This window comes from Leifsonia sp. PARNA 1/14 (genome assembly GCF_055720965.1).
On record NZ_JBVQSP010000006.1, the window covers coordinates 233750 to 254729 of the forward strand.

Annotated in this window: 15 protein-coding genes; 3 read left to right on the top strand and 12 right to left on the bottom strand. The window is 69.1% G+C overall.

Annotated features, from left to right (window positions below):
* Window position 1 precedes the first annotated feature (1 nt).
* The 5 genes from AC0HS0_RS16775 to AC0HS0_RS16795 all read right to left on the bottom strand — a co-directional run bounded on the left by AC0HS0_RS16775 (window position 2) and on the right by AC0HS0_RS16795 (window position 5512).
* Window positions 2-1558 carry a tyrosine-protein kinase domain-containing protein gene (locus AC0HS0_RS16775; protein WP_472965276.1) on the bottom strand — a complete coding sequence of 519 codons (1557 nt, stop codon included), beginning with the start codon at window positions 1556-1558 and terminating at the stop codon, window positions 2-4.
* A gap of 115 nt (window positions 1559-1673) precedes the next feature.
* Window positions 1674-2408, bottom strand: coding sequence for a hypothetical protein (locus AC0HS0_RS16780; protein ID WP_472965277.1), 735 nt, complete (start codon window positions 2406-2408; stop codon window positions 1674-1676).
* Complete coding sequence (locus AC0HS0_RS16785) at window positions 2405-3175, bottom strand: CDP-alcohol phosphatidyltransferase family protein (protein ID WP_472965278.1); 771 nt, start codon at window positions 3173-3175, stop codon at window positions 2405-2407. Before AC0HS0_RS16785 ends, AC0HS0_RS16780 begins: the two co-directional genes overlap by 4 nt.
* Window positions 3172-4392, bottom strand: coding sequence for a DUF1972 domain-containing protein (locus AC0HS0_RS16790; protein WP_472965279.1), 1221 nt, complete (start codon window positions 4390-4392; stop codon window positions 3172-3174). Before AC0HS0_RS16790 ends, AC0HS0_RS16785 begins: the two co-directional genes overlap by 4 nt.
* 181 nt (window positions 4393-4573) lie before the next feature.
* On the bottom strand, window positions 4574-5512 hold the full coding sequence (locus tag AC0HS0_RS16795; RefSeq protein WP_472965280.1) for a glycosyltransferase: 939 nt from the start codon (window positions 5510-5512) through the stop codon (window positions 4574-4576).
* A gap of 84 nt (window positions 5513-5596) precedes the next feature.
* On the opposite strand from AC0HS0_RS16795, the gene AC0HS0_RS16800 reads away from it, so the two are divergent.
* A complete protein-coding gene (locus AC0HS0_RS16800; RefSeq protein WP_472965281.1) occupies window positions 5597-6604 on the top strand; it encodes a glycosyltransferase family 2 protein in 1008 nt (335 codons plus the stop codon).
* A gap of 174 nt (window positions 6605-6778) precedes the next feature.
* Here AC0HS0_RS16800 and AC0HS0_RS16805 read toward each other — a convergent pair whose 3' ends face one another.
* From AC0HS0_RS16805 to AC0HS0_RS16835, 7 genes are all read right to left on the bottom strand, one after another.
* Window positions 6779-7300, bottom strand: a complete 522-nt coding sequence (locus AC0HS0_RS16805) for a hypothetical protein (protein ID WP_472965282.1) — start codon at window positions 7298-7300, stop codon at window positions 6779-6781.
* A gap of 797 nt (window positions 7301-8097) precedes the next feature.
* A complete protein-coding gene (locus tag AC0HS0_RS16810; RefSeq protein ID WP_472965283.1) occupies window positions 8098-8856 on the bottom strand; it encodes a TM2 domain-containing protein in 759 nt (252 codons plus the stop codon).
* Window positions 8857-9194: 338 nt separating this feature from the next.
* Window positions 9195-9827 carry a hypothetical protein gene (locus tag AC0HS0_RS16815; protein ID WP_472965284.1) on the bottom strand — a complete coding sequence of 211 codons (633 nt, stop codon included), beginning with the start codon at window positions 9825-9827 and terminating at the stop codon, window positions 9195-9197.
* 44 nt (window positions 9828-9871) lie between these two features.
* Window positions 9872-10324, bottom strand: coding sequence for a hypothetical protein (locus tag AC0HS0_RS16820; protein WP_472965285.1), 453 nt, complete (start codon window positions 10322-10324; stop codon window positions 9872-9874).
* A 3-nt stretch (window positions 10325-10327) separates the two neighbouring features.
* Window positions 10328-16504, bottom strand: a complete 6177-nt coding sequence (locus tag AC0HS0_RS16825) for an RHS repeat-associated core domain-containing protein (protein ID WP_472965286.1) — start codon at window positions 16502-16504, stop codon at window positions 10328-10330.
* Entirely contained in the window at window positions 16504-17187 is a 684-nt protein-coding gene (locus tag AC0HS0_RS16830; RefSeq protein ID WP_472965287.1) for a hypothetical protein, read from the bottom strand. The genes AC0HS0_RS16825 and AC0HS0_RS16830 overlap by 1 nt, the downstream gene beginning before the upstream one ends.
* A gap of 59 nt (window positions 17188-17246) precedes the next feature.
* Window positions 17247-18263, bottom strand: coding sequence for a glycosyltransferase family protein (locus AC0HS0_RS16835; protein WP_472965288.1), 1017 nt, complete (start codon window positions 18261-18263; stop codon window positions 17247-17249).
* Between the two features lie 143 nt (window positions 18264-18406).
* On the opposite strand from AC0HS0_RS16835, the gene AC0HS0_RS16840 reads away from it, so the two are divergent.
* Together AC0HS0_RS16840 and AC0HS0_RS16845 are read left to right on the top strand one after the other, a co-directional pair.
* The gene (locus AC0HS0_RS16840; RefSeq protein ID WP_472965289.1) at window positions 18407-19567 is read left to right on the top strand and encodes a glycosyltransferase; all 1161 of its coding nucleotides are present in this window, start codon (window positions 18407-18409) and stop codon (window positions 19565-19567) included.
* Window positions 19564-20976, top strand: a complete 1413-nt coding sequence (locus tag AC0HS0_RS16845; protein WP_472965290.1) for a lipopolysaccharide biosynthesis protein — start codon at window positions 19564-19566, stop codon at window positions 20974-20976. Before AC0HS0_RS16840 ends, AC0HS0_RS16845 begins: the two co-directional genes overlap by 4 nt.
* Window positions 20977-20980 lie beyond the last annotated feature (4 nt).

The window sequence follows — 20980 nt, forward strand, 5'->3', positions numbered from 1 at the left end:
CTCAGGAGGTCGAGCGGGCGCGGTCCGAGGCAGGCTCGGGCTCGGGCGCCGTGTCGGAGGCGACCTCCACGACGTCGGGTTCGTCGACCGCGGCCGGCTCGAGCTGCTCGTCGTCCGGCTGCGTCGGCTTCGTACGCGAGTCCTTCGTCCGCTCCACCGGCGACTTGGCCGCCTCGTGCTCGCCGCTCTTGCGCGCGGGAAGGCCGATGCGCCGCGACGGCGTCTCGGTCACGTAGTACGCGCCGCGCTGCGCGCGCGTGTGGATGCGGTTGAGCACGATGCCGAGAACTGCGGCACCCGACTTCTCGAGCGAGTCCATCGTCTGGGCGAGTTGCTGCCTGCGCACCTGCGTGCGGTCGACCACGACCAGCGCTCCGTCGACCTGGCGCGCCAGGATGGAGGCGTCGGCGACGGAGCCGAGCGGCGCCGTGTCGATCACCACGGTGTCGTACTCGGTGCGCAGCCGGGCCACCAGGTCGGCCATCTTGCGCGACGAGAGCAGTTCGCTCGGGTTCGGGGGGATCGGCCCGGCCGCCAGCACGTGGAGGTCGCCCTCGCCCCAGTGCTGCACGACCTCGTCGAACTCCGCCCGGCCGGCCAGCACCGACGTCAGGCCGGCACCGCCGGCGAGCCCGCTGTACGACGCGATCGTCGGCCGGCGCAGGTCGGCATCGATCAGCAGCACGCGCTGTCCGGTCTCGGCGAGCGCCAGCGCGACGTTCGACGAGATCATCGACTTGCCCTCGCCCGGCACCGACGAGGTCACGACGATGGCACGGTTCGGGGAGCCCAGCGTGACGAACTCGAGGTTCGAGCGCAGTTGCCGGTACGCCTCCGCGCCGACCGAGAGCGGCGCTTCGACGAGCACGAGTCCTGGGTGGCTGCCGCGCTCCCGCGGGATGGAGCCGACGAGCGGGGCCTTGGCCACCTCCACGGCAGTCTCGGCGTTGTGGACGCGCGTGTCGAACGTCTCGCGCAGTACGACGATCAGGGCGCCGACGATGAGGCCGAGCAGGAGGCCGGAGAGCACGTTGAGCCGGGTGTTGGGCGCCGACGCGAACTGCGGAACGGCGGCGCGCGCGATGACGCGGACCGTCACGGTCGTCTTGCCCGTCGCGCCCTTCGGCGCGATCTGCTCGACTGTACTGCTGAGGTTCGCGGCGACGGCGTTCGCGATGGCGGCCGCCTGCTTCGGGCTGGTGTCCGCGACGGCGATCTGGAGGATCACCGTGTTCTGCGGGGTGCTCACCGTGATCGCGTTCGCGAGCTGGTTCGGCGTCTCGGCGAGGTTCAGGTCGTCGATCACCGGCTGGAGGACCGCCGGCGACTCGGCCAGCTGCGCGAACGAGAGCATCTGGTTCTGCGTGTAGGTGGCGCCCTGGCTCAGATCGGTCGCGGTGCCGGCGAAGCTCAGCGAGAAGTACAGCGAGGAGGTCGCGGTGTAGACCGGCGTGGCCAGCTGCGAGAGCCCGTACCCGGCGATGGCGCCGACGATCGTGGCGATCACCACGACGTACCAGAACCGCCGGAACGCCTGTCCGTACTTCTTGGAGTTCATCGGAACCCCTCCCGCTCGTTCCGTGGCACCGGCCCCCTGCAGCCGACACGCGGTGTCGAGGACATCCTAGGCTCGATCGCCGTCCCCTCTGCCAGTCGTTTCGCGCCCACAGGCGTCACTTGAAGACCACGAGCTGCGCACCCGCCTGGTCGCTGAGCGTGAGGGTGACGTCGCCGGAGTCGGCGGCGGGCACCGTGAAGACGTAGACCGCGGTCGCCGTCGCGCCGGGCTTCAGGGTGCCGGTGAACGGCTTCGCTGCGCTGTCGCCCTCGACCGAGGAGGCCGGGGTGGAGGCCGAGCCGTAGTACGCGTTGACCGTCGCTGTCGAGACCGGGACGTCCGCTCCGGTGTCGTTGACGAGCTTCAGCGTGACCTTGACGGCCGGCCCGCTGACCTCGCCCGGGCGCGTGGCGGTGGCGGTGTAGGCCTCCACCGACGTCACGTTGGCCGTCAGGCCGCCGGGGGTCTTGACGTTCTGCGACACCTCTGCGGTGCTCGCGACGACGCCGCCGTAACGGGAGTCGAGCTTGCCGCTGCCCGCTTTCGGCGCGGCGGTTTCCGGCGCGGGCGTGGACGGCGCGCCCGTCGCGCCGGGGGTCGGCGACGCGGCCGGGGCGTCCGTGGGCCGCGGCAGCTGCGACGCGGCCGGGTCGAGCGCGTTCGCGACGCCCTTGCCGGGCTGCGGGGTCGCGCCGTGGATCGCCGCGACGACGATCGCCGCGACGATGGCGGCGGCGACGACACTGCCGCCGGCGATGAGCCAGCCGCGCCGTCGCTTCGAGCCCGCTGCGTTCCGGGAGGAGGGCTCGGCGACGCCAGGCGTGTCCTCCGGCTCGTGTCCCTGCGTCATGATGGACTCCCTTCGGTGCGGAGCTCGCGGAACCACCTGACCGCGGCGGCCAGGAGGAAGAGTGCGGTGGCGATCACGATGAGCGTGTACACCACGAGGAAGCCGGGCAGCCAGCCCAGCAGGATGAACGAGACGCACAGCACCCCGTAGTCCATCGGCAGCACCAGCACGGCGCGCAGCCAGGACGGCCGTCCGGGGAGGTCCTCCGCCAGCGGCACCGCTCCGGAACGGCGTCGCAGCTGCTCGGTCAGGATCATCCCGAAGAACAGCACCGACGCCACCACGGCGGAGATCAGGGGCACCACGAGCCAGCCGACGGCGACCGTGCGGTGCAGGTAGAAGCCGACGAGCAGCGCGAGCGGCATGCTGACCACTTTGGTGGCGTCGACCATGTGGTCGAGCCACTCGCCCGCCGGGCTGCTGCTCCCGGTGAGCCGGGAGAGCTGCCCGTCCGCGCTGTCGAACGCGTAGCCGACGAGCAGGAGGACCGCGACGGCGATGCCGAGGCCCCACGACGCCGGCAGAACGATCAGGAGGACGATGGCGGCGAACGTCCACACCGCGCTGATCGCAGTGACCGCGTTCGGCGTCAAGCGGGCAAGGTACGCCCACGCCGTGATGTACCGCCCGAGGCGGCGGTTGACGTAACGGGAGTAGGCGGGCGCGCTGCGGGCGGCCGGCTTCTGCGCCGCGGACAGCCTCCGGAGCACCGAGCCGTACGACTCCCGCGGCGCGGGGGCCGGGCTGTCGATCGCGGAGCCGCTCATGGCCGCGCCGTCTCTGTAGGAGTGGTTGCGGCGCTCGCGGCTTTCGCCTTGCGCGTCCGCGACGGCTCCGCGCCGACGCGCTGCGTGGTGAAGGGCCGGTGCGTGCGCACCTGCACGTGGTCGGCCAGGTCGTGGCAGAGGGACTCGTAGCGGTCGGCGACGTCGTCCCAGTCGTAGGCGAGGGAGCGCGCCCGGGTCTCGTCGCGCAGCGCGGTGTCGTCAGCGACGGCCTCCGCGTCCTCCAGTCGCCGGGCGAGCTCGTCCTCCGTGTCGAAGTAGGCGCCGGCCTGCCCGAGCACCTCGCGGTTGAACACGACGTCGTAGGCGATCGTCGGCGTTCCGGCGCCGATCGCGCGCAGCAGCGACGGGTTGGTGCCGCCCACCGAGTGGCCGTGCAGGTAGGTGCGGGCGTTGGCGTAGAGCTGGTCGAGCAGCTGCTGGTCCCAGACGCCGCCGAGGAATCGCACGCGGTCGTCGGCGAGCGCGTGCACCCGCGCGGTGTACTCGTCGGCGTACGGTGCCGATCCGACCACCACGAGCGGGAGGATCGCCTTGCTGCGCCGGTAACCGTCGACGATGGTGTGCACGTGGTTCTCCGGCTCGAAGCGGGCGACCACGAGGTGGTAGCCGCGCGGGGCCAGGTCCGCCGTGGCGAGGAGGTCGTCGCCGCCGGCGACGTGCGGCGCCCCGTAGGCGATGAGCCGGGTGTCGGCGTGGAACTCGTCGCGGTAGTAGTCGGCGATGCCCTGCGCGTCGGCGATGAGGGCGTCCGACCAGCGGACGGCGGCCGACTCCGCCATCCGGTAGTACCGGCGGCCGGCGCCCTTCCACTTGTCGCGCCTCCACTCGAGGCCGTCGACGTGGGTGGCGACCGGGATGCGCGCCGCGCGGATCAGCGGGAGGTACGGGGAGTTCGCCGCATTGAAGACGATGGCGACGTCGGTGCGGTGGGTCATCAGGTGCGCGACGGAGAGCCCGCTGTGGCTGAGCGTCTCGAGGGAGCGGCGGTGCACGGCGCCGCGATGGACGAGCTCCATGCCGTGGTACGCCGCCTGGCGGTCGGCCTCCTGCGACCGGCAGTACACGCGGACGCGGTGGCCGCGTTCGGCGAGCCGGGTGCCGACCTCGTCGACGCAGGTCTCGAACCCGCCGTAGCGGGCCGGGACGCCGCGCGTGCCCACCAGCGCGATGCTGAGCTCAGTTCCCCCACTGTGCATCGGACTTCTCTCGTTCTCGTCGGTCGTCTCGGGTGGCCCGACGCGACGAGCGGGACAGCCGGTCGGACGGGGGCGAGTTCCTCGTCGGAGGGGCTGTCGGGAGCATCAGGGTCGGGTCTCTGTTGCCCGCCCAGTCTATGACGAGAAATCCTCAATTGTTGCTCCCCCGTTAGGGGGGCGTTCACGTTCGGCGCGACAGGCGCAGACCGTCGCGCACCCCGCGGAACGCGGCCCGCAGCGGCACGACCGGCCGCAGGAACTGGCGGCGGCCGCCCTGCAGCAGCACCTCGTAGGCGATCGGGAGGCTCGCCCGACGCCAGCGCCGCACGCTCGAAGAGTCGAGGTTGCGCGCGGCGAACACCAGCCGGTTGCGGATGTTGAAGTAGTAGTAGGTCTCCGACTTCGCCTCACCGCTGCGCTCGTGGCCCTCGCCTTGGGTGCCGCCCTCGGCGTGCACCGCAGTCGCCTCCGGGACCACGAGCACGCGCGCGCCCGCCCGCCGCGCCCGGTACGACAGCTCCACGTCCTCCCAGTACAGGAAGTACCCGTCGCCGAAGCCGCCGACGCGCTGCCAGAGCGCGCTCGACAGCAGCAGGCAGGCGCCGCTCAACCAGAGCTCGGCGTCGCGCACCCCCAGCTCGGCACGCTTGCGCGTCGCCGAGATCCGGCCGTCACCGAGGTGGAGGTCGGAGCCGTCGAACCAGACGCTGCCGTCGGGGCGCAGGATGCGCGGCGCGACGAGCGCCTCCGGGTCCGCCCGCACGACGGCGAGCAGCGTCGCCACCTCGTCGGGCTCGATGGTGGCGTCGGGGTTGAGCAGCAGCAGCGCGTCGGCGCCGGCCTCCAGTGCGGCTGCCGCGCCGGCGTTCATCCCCGGGCCGAAGCCGAGGTTGGCGTCGGGCTCGACCAGCAGCCAGTCTTCGGCCGCGGCGAGCGCCCGCATCCGGTCGCGCTCGTCATCGGTCGTGCGGTTGTCGACCACGACCGCGATCGCACCCGGGAGGGTGCGGGTCAGCGGCGCGAGGTTGGCGCTCAGGAGGCCGGACGAACCATAGCCGACGACCACGACCGCAAGCCCGGCGAAGCGCTCGCGCCCCTCCCCGTCGCCGGCCCCCGCCATCGAGTCTCCTCCCGCTCGCCACGCTGGCGTGAAGCCTATACCTGTGTGAGCATGGAGACCCACCGAAGCCCGTGAGGACCCTCCATGGCCGAGCAGCGCGTCCCCGTCACCATCGCCGTGCCGACGTTCCGCCGTCCCGAGAAGCTTTCGGCGCTCCTCCCCCTGCTCATCGAGCAGGCGCGAGAACTCGACGCGACGGAGGCGACGCGGACCGAGATCGTGGCGATCGACAACGACCCCGACGGCAGCGCCCGCGATGTCGTGGAGGCGGCGGCCGCGCAGGCCGCGGCCGGTGCCGTGCCCATCGTTCTCCGCTACGCCCACGAGCCGCAACCCGGAATCGCGGCCGCCCGCAACCGCGCTCTCGACGAGGCTGCCGGCGCGCGGCTGCTCGCATTCATCGACGACGACGAGCGGCCGCACCCCGGCTGGCTGCGCGAACTGGTGCGCGTGCAGCGCGAAACCGGCGCGGCGCTCGTCCAGGGCTGGGTCGACCCCGAGTACGAGGTGCAGCCCTCGTCGTGGATCCTGGCCGGACGCTTCTTTGTGCGCCGCAGCTGGCCGACCGGCACGTCGCTCACGGTGTCGGCGTCGAACAACGTGCTGCTCGACGTCGACCAGGTGCGCGAGAGCGGCCTCCGGTTCGCACTCGACCTGGGTCTCAGCGGCGGCGAGGACACCCTGTTCACCAGCCAGCTCGCCGCGCGCGGCTACCGGCTGGTCTGGTGCGCGGAGTCGGTGGTGACCGATCTGGTGCCGGCCTCCCGGATCAGCCGCCGGTGGGTGCTGCGGCGAGCGCTGAGCCACGGCAACTCGGCGGCCGTGGTGCGCATCCGGCTCGCGGGCAGCCCGCTGCGCGCGGTTGCTGCGCGGGCGGCGTCGGTGGTCGGCGGTGCCGTGCGGGTCGCGGGCGGTGTGCTGCGCTGTGCGCTCGGCGTCGTGACACGGTCGGAGGTGCACCAGGCCCGCGGGTCGCGTGCCGCATACCGCGGGGTCGGCATGATCCTGGCTGCGGTGGGAGGCGTGGTGCAGGAGTACGCGCGGCCGGCCTCAGCCGAGGGGCACGTAAACGCCCCTAAAACCGCGGAATAGGGGCGTTTACGTGCCCTTCGGGGGCCCTTATTGACGCAACGATCGAACTCGGCTCGGCTGCGTCTCCTGTGATGGGTCACTTGCACTGTTTCGTGGTGGGTCGGGAAGAAGCTCACGCTACTCCCAATTTGTTTGCGCCATCAGTTATCCCCAAGCTCGCGCAGGGGAACTCGGTCACGTGAGGACCCCGATGAGCCTCAACATGGCGTTGCCGCGGTCGGCTGCCCATTCTCTTCGTGCCGTATATATCGACGTCGGGTGCGGACCATTGACCCGAATGGGAAGCTCATACGTCGTCCCGGCCGCCCTGATACCGACGAAGAGCGTCGTGAATTCGGCCAATAGGAACGATGTGGTGCCTACTCGAACATCAGCAATCTGAGCTGTCTCAAAATCCGCGATGACCGTGGCGGCCCGTCCGCGAAAAACGCGAAGGTGCCCGGGCGACGCCGCGACGGAATAGGCAGGTCCAGGCGAGCCGATAGAGGCTCCTGCAGCTTTGCCAATCCGCTGCAGGGCCAGACGCGTGACGAATGCAGCGGAGCACGGAGTAATGATGGCGTCAGGAATCTGAGCGGAGATGACCGCATGCTGACCACGGAGCAGCCGCTTCAGAACCACGTAGTACGCCCATAAAGCCAACCCGAACACGACAAGAAAGCCACCACCGGCTGCAACAAGAGCAGCGTCCGTCATCGAGCTCTCTTTCGACTCGGTGGAAGGAAAGCCTCACCGGCCTCACGAACGACGCGTCCCGAACGGTGATCGAGCTGCGGTAGGTGACGCAACTGGTTCCGCAAGGTGGTGTAGCCGGCGCGAGCCTCGCGCCAAATGACGAAAACCCACGCACCGAGTGTTGCGAGCATTGCGAAGAAGCTCAGCAACATCACCCAGACGACCACGATCTTGAGTGTCTCGGAAGCGTGAGCAACCACAGCCACCACTCCGGGCACCAGGCCGAGGAGGCAAATGCATGAAGCGACTAGGCAATCAGACTGCAACCTCAGTGCACTAGGCCCTGACACCTGCTTCGGTGCGACGAGATGACTACCCCTGGAGTTCGAGATAGAGATCACCTCCGCCGACAACTAGGCCGAATGCATTTCCGGAGGCACCTAGCGCGTGGACCACAGCTTTCACGCCGTGCGACCGGTCGGGTCATACGCGAAGGAGGTGCCGACCCGCCCACGGACTGCGAGGTCCGCATCCCCGCGCCGTCATACGAGTAGTTCGCGACGCCTCCGCCGACCCCACGCCCAGACCCGGCCGCCTCCGAACGGAGGAGCTGGTTCGCATCCGAGAACGACGCCGACTGCGTGAAGTTCCCGTCCTTCGCGCCCGAACGCGTCCAGCCGGTACGGTTGCCCGCCCCGTCGCACGCGTACGAGTTCTCTTCTTTCCCAGGCCTCCTCACCCCAAACCCTGAGCTACGCTGAACGCGTCGCCAGAGATGCCGAGTGTGTGCGAAGCTCGTCGGATTGCTCGCATTTCGCTCAGCCTCGCCTCCGCCGGACAGGCGATCCGTATCGTGAATTGAGCTCGGCCACGCGTTCACGTAGATGAAAGGCGTCAACTACTAGCGTGGCAGCCAAGCCTCCCAAGGTCGCCCACGAAATGAGACCGCCCCACGCAATTGTTCCAAAGAGCAAAAGTCCAAGCTGGATCACGCCAGCCCAGGCGCGCTTGAGGTAATAGTTGTGGCCGCCAAGAAAGCCGAATCCGATCAACAACACCACAGCGCTGCCGAAATGCCGGGTACGAAGCCGCACGGGCGATGGCGAGGGCCGCACAAATCCCCGCGCCGAAGGGCTGAGAAGCAGGATTACGACCGCAATGCTGAGGATAGAACCCGGGACTACCCACAGTCCGAAGTACGGCCAACCACCAATCCAACTCAGCAGGATGAACGCACCCGCCGCCCATCCCCAACGTGCCCTATGGAGAGTTCGGAGGGCCGCATTAACCGGGAACGCCACCAACACGCCGACAGCCATCGCGCGAAAGCACACAGCCTGCATCAAAGCAAGACCGACAACGGCGTTCCAACTAGCGTCCCGGATCGCCGCTTCCCGACCTAGCGAGTGAACGTAACCAACCCAATCAAAGGTCACGGTTGTGACCGCAATGATGACTGCATTGACGGCAGCAAGGGTTATCAAGCCCAGCGCCGCCCAGACAACGGCGACTGGCGCCTCGGTCCTGCGCAAGAACAACCTCAACTCCACCCGTATCTCCGTGACCAGACTTCCCATTCCGCCCCTCCCACCGATGTCCTGCCTCTCTCGTCGCCGCCAATCTCGTGAAGAGGCGGACTAATGTCGGGGCCGTTACAACAACTTGCCCAGCTGGACACAGGCCGTTTTGCGGTTGGCGACAATCTGCGTGGGGCGGCCGTCAACGGGTGGAGTGCACCCACTCAGCCCGGCGGTGACGACGCCGGGCAGCATGGTGGCTGTTGCTGCCCAACGGAGATGGCGGGCGGGTCGCAGGGGCAGCATTGGTGGTCCTTGAGTTTGAGTTCGGCAGGGCGGGACAGCCTCTCGGGCGTTGGAGCAGCTGAGAGCTATCTGGGCGCCACGTCTTCTGCGCCTCACGGAGCGCTTACCTCTCGGACGTCCAGCCGCCGCCGAAGTCGCGTCAACAACAGGTCTCGATCTGTTGCTGAAGCGGCGTACCGGAACGGGGCATTCCATCGCACCGAGCGGGGCACGATCGGCACGCTCCAAGGCTCTGAACCGCCGACCTCGACGAGGATCGCTGGAAGGCGTCTGCCCCCGTAGCCGTCGCGAACCAGCGCGGACGTCGGCTTCACGCCCACGATGTCGCCCCCTGAGATGAACACGCAGTCAGAGAGTCCAGGATCGCCCAGGTACCAGTACAAACCGGTCGCATCCACGGCGATCACCGACCAGTAGGCCGGTCGAGCCCTGGAGGTGCTCAACCCGCGAACCACCGCATCGGCCTGCGGACAGCGTGTGGCCTCGAACACCAGCGCATCAGGCCGGAGCGTTCTGACGCGCCGGAAGCGTGCACCGATGAAGGCCCTATATACGACCAGACCACCGAACATCGTTGCAAATATCGCGGCAGAAACGAAGACCAGTGGCCAGAACGACCATTCCGGCACCCGAATACTCGTGACGGCCGCAACGATGACGGAAGCGGGAAACACTCCAGCCAGAACCGGCCACTCGCGCCACCACCGAGGGCGCGAGTCGAGCATCGACGACTCCCACGGGTCGTCCGTCGTCGCTGACTCAACAGTATTCACGAATGCTCTCGTCCGTTCTTCTGTGGTTTCGTCTGTCCAATGGAGGCTTCATACGCACGGACACGCGCCATTGCCGCCTCCCATTGCGGCTTGGTGAGGTTTGGCTCTCCCGCCTCCCGCATAACGACGCCGGTGGGGGAGTGCAGGCGGACGACCTCATTGTTGCCCTGTGCGGAAGTGGTGTACCCGGCGGCCAGCTCTGCGCGCTCCTTGCGATCGGACATCCAGCCGCAGAACCAGCCGCCGCCGACGCCGCCAACCACCAGTGCAAGGAAGGCTGCGGTAACTGGATCCAGAACTTGCGTTCTAGCCACGATTGTCAACGCGCAGGCGACACCGCCTACGGCACTGACACCGCTTACCCCAATGCTCCAGATGCCTACGCGCGCCCATTGTTTCGTGGTGGGTCCGGGGAGAAGCTCACGCTGCTCCCAATTTGTTTGCGCCATCAGTTATCCCCAGCCTCGCGCGACGCCAAACGCATCTCCCGATATGCCAAGAGCCTTGGACGCTTGAACGATTGCATCGGCAACCCAATCTTCCGCGTCCTTCCTAATGAGTTTGCCAACGATCTGGCCCCCGCCTGGTACTAGCGTCGTGATGATCCCGATTATGCAACTGGCCAGCCTCTCGCCTCCCTTGATGCAGTTGTAGATCGTGCTGGCCGAGCTGGCGACGAACGCAATGGGCGCTAGCCATGGAAAGAGAAGCGAGCCGATGCCCGCGACTGCACCGATGAAGCCAAGGAAATCGAAAAGACGGTCGAGCATCTCAGCCTCGTTTGCCAACGCGACGTCGGTCGAACACTGGATGCTTCTGAAGGCACTTGCATGGACACCCTGTCCGGCAGGACAATCGTGCCGCTCGGAACTCTTGTCCTGCGACGTCGGCCCGGTCGGCTTCGGCTTACTGGGTTTCGCGGGTACATACGGCGCGGCCGCCGGCGGCATGGTCACGTTCTCGTAGGCCTGGTGCGGTGGGGCACCGCAGCCCACCGGGAGGGCGTCGCCGGGGCCCCGCTTGGCGCACAGGTGACCGTCCGGGTCCAGGTAGGTGGCCGGGTTGTTCCACACGTACCCGTACCGGGCTAGGCTCTGCGGCTGCACCAGCAACCCCGCCCACGTGTCCGCCGCCGTCCACGAACCCGTCCCCGTGTCGTAGCTGCGCGCCTGGTTATGGATCAGCGCCTGCGTGGCATCCTGCGGCTGACCGGTGAACCCGGCCGGGGAACTCCACCCGTCAGTCTCCGGGTTCAGATCACCCCAATCCTCATACCGACCCAACTGCGTGATCGCAGACCCAACAGCACCAGCAACCGCCGACCCCAGACCATCCAGCAGATCCCACGTCGCCTCACCCGACGCGGCCACATGGGCGGCCAAGTTCCCCGCCGCATCGCGCAACAGACTCGTCGAACCGTGCAACTCGTCCGACTGCTGCACCGCAGCAGCACCGTCGAACGTTGCCGAGGTGGTCTGCGTCCCGAAGCGGGTCTGGTCCGTCACCGACGCCTGCCTACCGAGCCCGTCATAGGCATACGACGTCGAACGCCCATCGCGGGAGACCCGCGCGGTACGACCGGTCGGGTCATACGCGAAGGAGGTGCCGACCCCACCAACGGACTGCGAGGTCCGCATCCCCGCGCCGTCGTACGAGTAGTTCGCGACGCCTCCGCCGACCCCACGCCCAGACCCGGCCGTCTCCGAACGGAGGAGCTGGTTCGCATCCGAGAACGACGCCGACTGCGTGAAGTTCCCGTCCTTCGCGCCCGAACGCGTCCAGCCCGTACGGTTGCCGGCCGGGTCGTACGCGTACGCGTTCTTCTCGCCCGCCGAGGTCGTGGAGGACACCAACCGGTCCAACCCGTCATAGGTGTAACCGACCGAGCGAACACGAGAGCCCGCCTTCGAACCCTCACCGTCGCGGATCGACCTGGTCGCCTTCGTCACGTTCCCGTCCGCGTCGTACGCATACGAGTACGCCAGCGCACCGCCGTCCGCGACCGGATTCGCCGGCACCGGCAGCGCCCGACCCTTCAGGTAGGTGTTCGCGTGTTTGCACCGCTCGCTCTCGCCGGCAGCGGGAGCCGTCCGTGCGCCGAGGTACCCGGCCACCGTGGTGCATGCCTGCGCGACATCCGCCGCCGCGAACGGCACCGGTGTCGGGTTCTGCGACGCCACCGCAGGCTGAGCCGGCTCCGGGGTCTGATGAACGATGCCGGTCACACGATCGGCCGCATCATACGAGTACGACGTCACCACCCCGGTCGACCGGGACAGCCCGGTCAGATTCCCCACCGGATCCCATCGGTAAGCCAGATCCCCCCACGGGGAGGTCTGCGACGTCATCCGGCCGCCCTTGTCGTACGTGTAGCCGAGCTCCTCACCGGTCGGGAGGGTGAGGGAGGTCCGCTGGCCGGCCGCGTCGAACGCGGCTGCGAGCCGGCCGCCGCGCTGGTCGATCTGCGTGGTCGCCCGACCGTTGTCGTCGTAGATCCAGCCCGAGACACCCGTCGGGTCCGTCATCGCGATCAGACGCTGCTCGGCGTCGTACTCGAAGCTGGCGACCGCGCCCGCCTGATTCTGACGCTCGAGGTCACCGCGCTCGTCGTAGCTGTACCGGGTGGTCGCGCCGACGCCGTTGATCACGGCTGCGACGCGGCCCGCCGGGGTGTAGTCGGTGCGCGTGGTGTTCCCGACCGCGTTCACCTCCGCAGTCGTCCGGCCGACGGCGTCGACGGTGTACCGGGTGGTGTGGCCGTTCGGGTCCGTGACCGACGCGAGGTTGCCTTCCTCGTCGTAGGCGTACGTGGATCTCGTGTTCGCATCGGCAGCCGCTTTGCGCGCCGTGGTGACGTTCTCGACCACACTGGTGAGCTGCCCGGCCGGGTCGTAGCCGTAGCGGGTGAGATGGCCCTCGGGATCGGTCAGTGACGTCTGGTTGCCGGCCGGATCCCAGCCGTAGCGGGTCACGCCGCCGATCGGATCCCTCGACGACGTCTGTGCTCCGCCCGCATCGTAGGTGTACGCGGTCGTGTGGCCGTTCGCGTCCGTCACCGTCAGCGGACGCCCGTTCGCGTCATACGTGTAGGAGGTCGCGCCCCCGGCCGCATCCGTCACCGACGACACCCGTCCGAGCGGCGTGTACTCGTACGTGGTCGCGCGACCGAGCGGGTCCGTCACGCTGATCACCACGCCGGCGGCGTCGTATCCGTACGAGGTCCGTTCACCGAGCGGGGTCGTCACAGCGATCACCCGGCCGGCGGCGTCGTACTGATAAGCGGTGACAGCACCGGTTCGATCGGTCACCGCGATCAGGTTGCCGTCGATGTCGTACCCGAGCGTGGTCCGCTTTCCGAGACCGTCGGTGACGCTGGTGATCCGGTCGAGGAGATCGTAGCCGTACTTCGTCTTCACGCCGTCGGCGTCCGTGCGTGCGATCAGACGATCCACCGCGTCGTACGTGTAAGTGGTCGACGCTCCGGTCGCGTCGGTCTCCTTCACGAGGTTGCCGCGAGTGTCGTACCGATAGGCGGTCTTCGCACCGGAGGGCGACGTCGTGCTACGGAGGTTGCCGACCGCGTCGTAGGTCGACCTCCATACGCCGCCGTTCGGGTCGGTGGTGGCGACCACCCGGCCGCGCCCGTCGGTCCGGTAGGCGGTGGTGTTGCCGAGAGGATCCGTCACGGACTCCAGGGCGTCCTCCGCCGAATACGCGTAGGCCGTGAGTCCGCCCGTCGGGCTCGTGCTGCTCGTGAGGTGGAACATCGCGTCCCACGAGAAGGTCGACACCGCCCCGGTCGGGTCGGTGATCGACGCGACATGGTCGTTCGGCTCCCAGCCGTAGGAGGTAGCGCCTCCCGCTGGATCGGTCACGGTCACGAGCCGGTCGCCGGCGTCCCACGCGTAGGAGGCCGTACGACCGTTCGGGTCGGTCTGCGACACCATCCGTCCGGCCGCGTCGTACGCGTAGGTCGTCACACCCCCGAGCGGATCGGTACGGGTGGTCAGGTTGCCCGCAGCGTCGTACCCGTACGTCGTCGTAGCGCCAGAGGGTTGCTCCGTGGCGATGAGGTTCCCTGCGTCGTCGTACCGCTGCGCGATCGTCGTACCGTCGGGCTGGTGGATGCCCACGAGGCGGCCCGACGCGTCGTAGTCGTACGACCAGATGCGCTCGGCTCCCTTCGCCCCGCCCTGATCGGTCTTGGTCGCCACATCACCGGCTGCGGTGTACGTATAACGGGTGACCTGACCGCCTGGCGCCTCCTCGGTGACGAGATTGCCGGCGACGTCGTAGTCGTACCTGGTCTCCTCGCCGTTCTCGTCGGTCGCCGACGTGACGTTGTTCTGATCGTCGAAGGTGAACGACGCCGACGTGCCGTCCGGGTGGGTCACCTTCGTGATGCGGTTGCTGTCGTCGAACGCGAACACGCTCGCGCGGCCCAGGTTGTCGGTATACGTCGTCTGTCCGGCTGTCGAGTAGTCGAACGTGCGCTGGTTGCCCTCCACGTCCCACTGCTTGGCGACGCGTCCTGCACTGTCGTACTCGTTCTTCAGGTACACCGCTCCGGTGGGGTCCGTGGCAGTGAGCAGCCGGTGTTCGCCGTCGTAGGTGAACGACTTCGTGCGGTCGTCCGGCAGGGTGATCACGGTGAGATCGCCGGCATCGTCATAGGCGAGCTTCCACTGATCACCGCCAGGGCGGGTGAATCCCGTCACCCGTCCCAGCGCGTCCGATGACACGTCGATGGTCCGGCCGGAGGCGTCGGTGATCGAGGCGAGCGGGACGAACTGGTTCACGTCCGGGTTCGTGGGCCCGTAGCCGAAAGTGGTGATGTTGCCGAGTGCGTCCCGGTGCTCGATGAGCTCGCCGATGCCCTCGACGTCACCGGCGGCAAACGTCCACGACTCGCCAGAGGCTGCCGTCAGCGTCAGGCTGCCGTCGCCCGACTCGGCGAGCGACTGGTGCAGTCCTGCCTCGCCGACGTAGCCGCCGTGGCCGTCGGAGGCGAACACGTAACTCGCGCCATCGCCGCGGACGACGAGCACGCTGCCGTCGATGAACCGCTGCGCCCGCGCGCCCAGCGCGAACGACCAGCCGGCGCCGACCCGGGAGAGCCGGCCGTCCTGCGAGTTGTACGTCAGCGTGAGATCGGTGGACTGACCACCGCGGCCCGGGAGGGTGAAGAGCTTCTCGTCCTCCACCAGGTTGCCTGTCGAGAACGCGACGGGGTCGCCGCCGTAGGTGAGGTAGTTCTGGTGGCCGAGATCCCGCCAGCGCTGAAGCTCCGCCTGCGTGGGCGGGGTCGGCCAGCCGCCCGTCACCGGATCGGAGCAGTCGAAACCCTGGGACTCCAGATAGAGGCCGAGACCGGTGAGTACGCCATCGGCGATGTGCGTCATGCCGCCGTCGATGACCGGCCGATCGTAGTTGTGGTCCATGAACAGCGCTTCGAGGTGGGTGAAGGCGTTCGGGAGGCCGGCGAACTCGTCACCCGGAAAGTCGCCGTTGTTCCCCATGTTCTTGGCCGGGCGCCCCGTATATGACGGCATCACCCCGACCAGCGACCCGGACACAGCATCGTCGAGCGCACTGCCGCGGGAGTAGACCTGCGAGCCGCCGTTGGTCGGGTCGCCCCACGCCGTGCCCTGGTTGGTGTTGAAACCGATTCCGAGTGTCACATCGGGGTTGCGCGCCGCCGCGATGCCCGCGCGCAGTTCGCGGGAGACCATCGGGTTCGAGGCGTCGCGCGTGATGACGACATCGGCCCGGCAGTCGTTCTGGAGCAGCGTCTGCAGCCGCGTCGCGAGATCGAAGTTGTATCCGAGCTCGGTCACCGGCGGCGCCGGCGTCGAGACGTGACCTTCGTCGTTGTCCGGGTCGAGCACGACGACCGGCCCGCGCGGAACTGGGAACGGGATTCCGATGACGACGAACTGCGACAGATGGGACCACTCCGCCCGCACGACGCCGTCTTTCGCATCGAAGTACGACGGGAGCGCGGTCCACGGTTCACCGCTGCTCTCCCGCGTGTAGACCTGGAGGGTCGCCGGGTCGAGTCCGCCTGCCTCCACCAACGCCAGATCGGGCTCGAGCGCCAGCGTCACGCCCGGCACGACATCAGAGACGATCGGACCCTTGTCTCCACCGCCTCGGGTGTTGACGGCTTTCGCCGGAAACTGCGTGACGGGTCTCCCCTCCCCGTCTCTCGCGGTGATCTCCACAGGGTCGGAGACCACCGCGCCCTGTCCCGAGAATTCGGAACGGGCCGCACGGAGTGCCGTCGGGGCAGCCGCTCCTACCGTCACGCGGAGCTCGGACGTCACTTCGTTGCCCGAGAAGGTCACAGCGGCGCCGAGCTCCTCCGACGAGACCGAGGAGGACTTTTCCGGCCGTACGCGTCCTTCGACTTTCGGGCGAGGCGACTCTGTCTCGGTGCGCACTCGCGCGTCCTGGGCGGATGCGGCTGCCCGCACCTCTGCTAGCGTCGCCGCAGCGAGGCGGCGTGCCTTCTGCGCCGGCGACGCCTCCGCCGGAGTCACCGTGCCCATCAGCGACAGGCCGACGATCGCCGCAGACGCGACGACACCCTGCGCCACCCGCCGGTGGCGCGCGATCCAGCCCCGCATCAGGCGGCCGCGCTCGACTGCAGAGCCGCCTGGAACAGGCTGCGCTTGCGCGCCAGCACTGTACCGACCGCGAGTAAGCCGACGCTCAGTGCAACGAGGAGGCCCACGGCCAGCTGCTGGCCGGTGGCTGCGAGGTCGGCGTGCGGTTTCACGCATGCTGCCAGTTGGACGGCGTCGGACACACCATCCGCGTCGTAGTCTTCGTGGCCGGTGGCGCACGTCGTCGTCCCGCAGATGACGACGCTCGCCCATCGCGGAACGCCGTTGCCATTGGTGTCGGAATTGTCCGTGTAGCAGGTCGTCGATCCGCACGTCAGGATGCGCGCGTAGTCCGGGATGCCGTCGCCGACGGTGTCGGTTGTGGGTGACGCGCATCGAAGCGCTCCGCAGGCCATGACCTCGGTCCAGTCGGGGATGCCGTCCCGGTCGCTGTCCTCTCGACCCGTTGCGCCCGTCGCTGTGCCGGACACGACGCGCTCGACCGCATCCGGGATCGCGTCTCCGTCGGCGTCGCACGTGGTGACGTCGTCTCGGGCGGGGCACGGTGCAAATCCGGGCTCGGCGTCCGAGGCCGCGGTCAGCGCGGATGCCGCCGTTGCTGGGAGGACGACCATCGTGAGCGTCAGCGCCAACGCGGTCAGAGCACGAGAGAGGGTCGCCGAGTGGGAGGAAACATGGAACACAGCAGATAAATTTAGCGTGAAACATTCGCGCTGTGAAATTTATACTTCTAATACAAGCCTTACGTCGTGTGCATCAACGCGATCGCCCGACGGTACGCAGCCTGGTGCCGACCTCCCGCGTCGCCCCAGCTGCGCGCGCTGAGGTCGGGGCGGGCATCGTCGGCGAGCTCCGCGGCGCGCGCGAGCGCCGCGGCCAGTACCTGCGGCGTCAGTTCGTCGTAGCGCAGCACCCACTGCTCGCCGACCTCCCGGGCCAGCGCCTCGGTGGTCTCGTTGCCCGGCACCAGCACGGGCCGGTCGAGCGAGAGCGCGGCGAGCACGCCGCCCGAGTTGTGCATGTCGCGGTACGGCAGCGCGATCAGCTGCGACCGGCCGACGAGTTCTGCGATATCGGCGTCCTCCAGGTAGGCCAGCCGCACGGTGATCCGGGGGTCGGGTGCGGCGAGCGCCCGAACCGACTCCGCCAGCTCCTCGGTGGAGGGCCGGCCGCCCACGGTGAGCCGCAGGCCGTCGCCCGGCAGGGCGGCGAAGACCTCCAGCAGCTCCTCCACACCCTTGTAGCGGCGGATCAGCCCGAAGTAGCCGATGCGCGCCGGCTCGCGCTCGGGGTGCGGGTAGCCGGCGAACCACGCGCGGTAGTCGCCGTGCAGGATCGTCTCGTGCGCCGAGCCCGGGGGGAACGGCGTCGTCGGGTTGAGCCCGATGCGCAGCGCCGTGCGCCGGTCGAACCAGCGCAGCAGTGCGCGTTCCCTGCGCGAGATGCCCTGCGGCAGGTGGAGGTTGTGCATCGTCCGCACGATCGGGGTGCGGGTGATCGCCAGCCGGATGAGCAGCAGCGCGGTGAGCCCCTGGCGCACCAGCGCCTTGAGCGGGCTGTGCCCGGCGACGAGGATCTCGGGCCAGTGCGCGTGGAAGACGTCGTACCGTCCGAGCAGCGCCGACCTCCAGCTGAAGGTCCGCACGTCGAGCCCGGGTGTCGAGCGCAGACTGTCGAGGAGCATGACGATGTACGGGTTGGTCGTCGGCCGTGGAGCAGGGAACGATTGCTGCACCACGATGCGCTCGCGTCCGCTCATCGTGCGACCCACCCTAGCGCTACCCCCATTGTCGGGTGATTTTTGAGAATCCCTCGTTATTCGTGTCGCGACTCCCTAGAATCGCTGACCAGAGGCCGCGCCCGACCCGCGCGGCGAGCCCTTCGAGACGTGGAGCGAGGACCGTGGCCGGCGAAGCACCCATCCTGCACCACCAGCACGTACGACTCTACGAGCAGGTACGCAGCGCCCACCTCGAACGCGCCCACGAACTCGCCCCGGCCGCCATCGTCTACCGCGTCAAGCGCTACGACTTCGACCCCGCTCTCACCGACGGCGTCGAGCTCGCCCAGGCCGGCACGCTCGCCGCCGCGCGCCTGGCCATGCGCAGCCGCATCACCCGCGTGGAGGTCGACGAGCCGCTGTACCTCGCCTCCCTGCCGCGCACCGCCGCCGTGCTCGCGGTGCTCGGCATGAAGCGCCTCGGCGGCGCCCCGCGCGCAGAGATCGCCACCTACGCGATCGAAGACCTCGACCCCTTCGCGGCCCGGCCGCCACGGGTGCGCAGCCGGGTTCGGCGCTCGATCGAGCGGGTGCTCGCCGGCTACATCTGGCACCGGCTCGACACCGTCGTCTACGGCACCACGGAGGCCGACGCGCTCTACAGCACGACGTTCCGTCACATCCCCCGCCGCCAGCTCACCGTGGAGGCGCTGCCCAGCCCCTGCGCGTGCCTCGGGCTGGAGGCGGCCGGCGAGACGACCGCGGCGGCCGACGACGCCGCGGGCGCCGCACTGCCTGTCGAGCGCGACCCGGACGGCGTGCTCTTCCTCGGCGCGTTCTCGCCGCGGAAGGGCTTCGCCGATGTGCTCGAGGCGTGGCCGGCCATCGTGTCGCGGCACCCCGGAGCCCGGCTCACACTCGTCGGTTCGGGCGAGCTGCTCCCCCAGGCGAAGGCGGCGGCCGCCGCCGACCCGAGCATCCGGCTGATCGTCGATCCTCCCCGCTCGGTGGTGCACGCCGAACTCCGCAAGGCGCACGTGCTCGTGCTGCCCTCGCGACGGGTGGGGACGTGGCGGGAGCAGGTCGGCCTCCCCATCGTCGAGGGTCTCGCGCACGGCTGCGAGATCGTCACGACGAGCGAGACCGGAATCGCCGAATGGCTGATCGACGCCGGGCACGTCGTGCTGCCCGCCCAGGTGCTGTCGGCCGGGCTCGCCGACGGCGTCGTCGACGCACTCGTCAACCCGCGCACGTCCGGCGACATCCTCGCCGACCTCCCCGGTGTGGACGGCCGCATCGCGGCCGGCCGCGCGCTCTTCCGCGAAGCCGGCGCTCGCCCATGACGCACGTCCGCGTGCGACCGGAGCGGGGGCGGCGCGCAGGCGCCGGGTCCGACCCGAACGGACCCGGCGCCGGCAGCGGCCGAGGCGGCATGGTGCGCTCCGTCGGCTCGACAGCGCTCGCCAAGGTCGTCGTCATGGGCCTGTCCGGCATCATCGGCATCGTCAACAGCCGCCTCATCATCCAGCATTTCGGCACAGACGCCTACGCGCAGTACGGTCTGCTCGCCGCGCTCCCCGCGCTGCTGCCGTTCGCCGACCTCGGCATCGCCGCCGTCGTCATCAATGCGGTGGCCGGCTCGTCGTCGCCGGCCTCCGACCGCACGGTGCGCCGCACCATCGTGACGGCGTTCCGCATCCTGCTGCTGTCGGCCGCCGTCATCATCGCCGCCGGCATCGTGATCAGCGTACTGGGCTGGTGGCCGGCGATCCTCGGCGGGGGGCTCATGCCCGATGGGGGCAGTCTCGCAGCCTTCCTCTGCCTCTTCACCTTCGCGATCGTGCTGCCGCTCACCGTCGGCTCCCGCATCCTGGTCGGCCTCGGCCGCACCAGCACCCAGGTGGCCAGCCAGGCGGTGGTCGCGCCCGCCATGTTCCTGGGCCTCGCCACCCTCGTGGCGGTGTCGGCTCCCGCGGGCAGCTTCCTCGCCGTGCTCTCCTACATCGCGAACGCGCTGGCCTCCCTGATCTGCCTGATCATGGCTGCACGGCTCATCAAGCCGGCTGTCGGCAAGGCGATCCGGGAGGTGCCGTTCCCGCGGCGCTATCCGGGCGTCCCGGCGATCGGTGTCGCCTGGCCGATGCTCGTGCAGATGGTCGCCCTCCCGATCGCGATGCAGACCGACCGGCTGCTGCTGAGCCACCTGACGCACGGCGACGAGCTCGCGCAATACAACCTGGCCTCCCAGCTCTTCGGGCTGGTGCTTCAGACGATCGCGGCGGCGGGCGTGGCGCTGTGGCCGATCTACGCGAAGGCGCGATCGGAGGCGCGGATCGAGTCGCCGATGAAGCCGACGCTCTGGTTCCTCGCCGGTGGCCTGGGCATCGGGCTCGTGCTCGCCGCGCTCTCGCCGCTGCTGACGCACTTCATCGCCGGCGGGAGGTTCGCGCTGGACCCGTGGCTGGTCGGCGGTTTCGTCGTGTTCGTCGCCCTCCAGGCGGCCAAGTACCCGGCAGGCATGTACATGACCGACAAGCGCGGCCTGACCTTCCAGGTCTGGCCGATCCTCGTCAGCGTCCCGCTCAACCTGGGGCTGTCGTGGTGGCTGATCGGCGTCGTGGGCGCGGGCGGCCCGATCATCGGCTCGGCCATCAGCGTCCTGCTCTGCCAGGTGATCCCGAACCTCTGGTGGGTGACCCGCGACCTCGGGCGCCGCCGGGCCGAGAAGCCCGACGGCGCCGAGGTGGGGTGAGCGC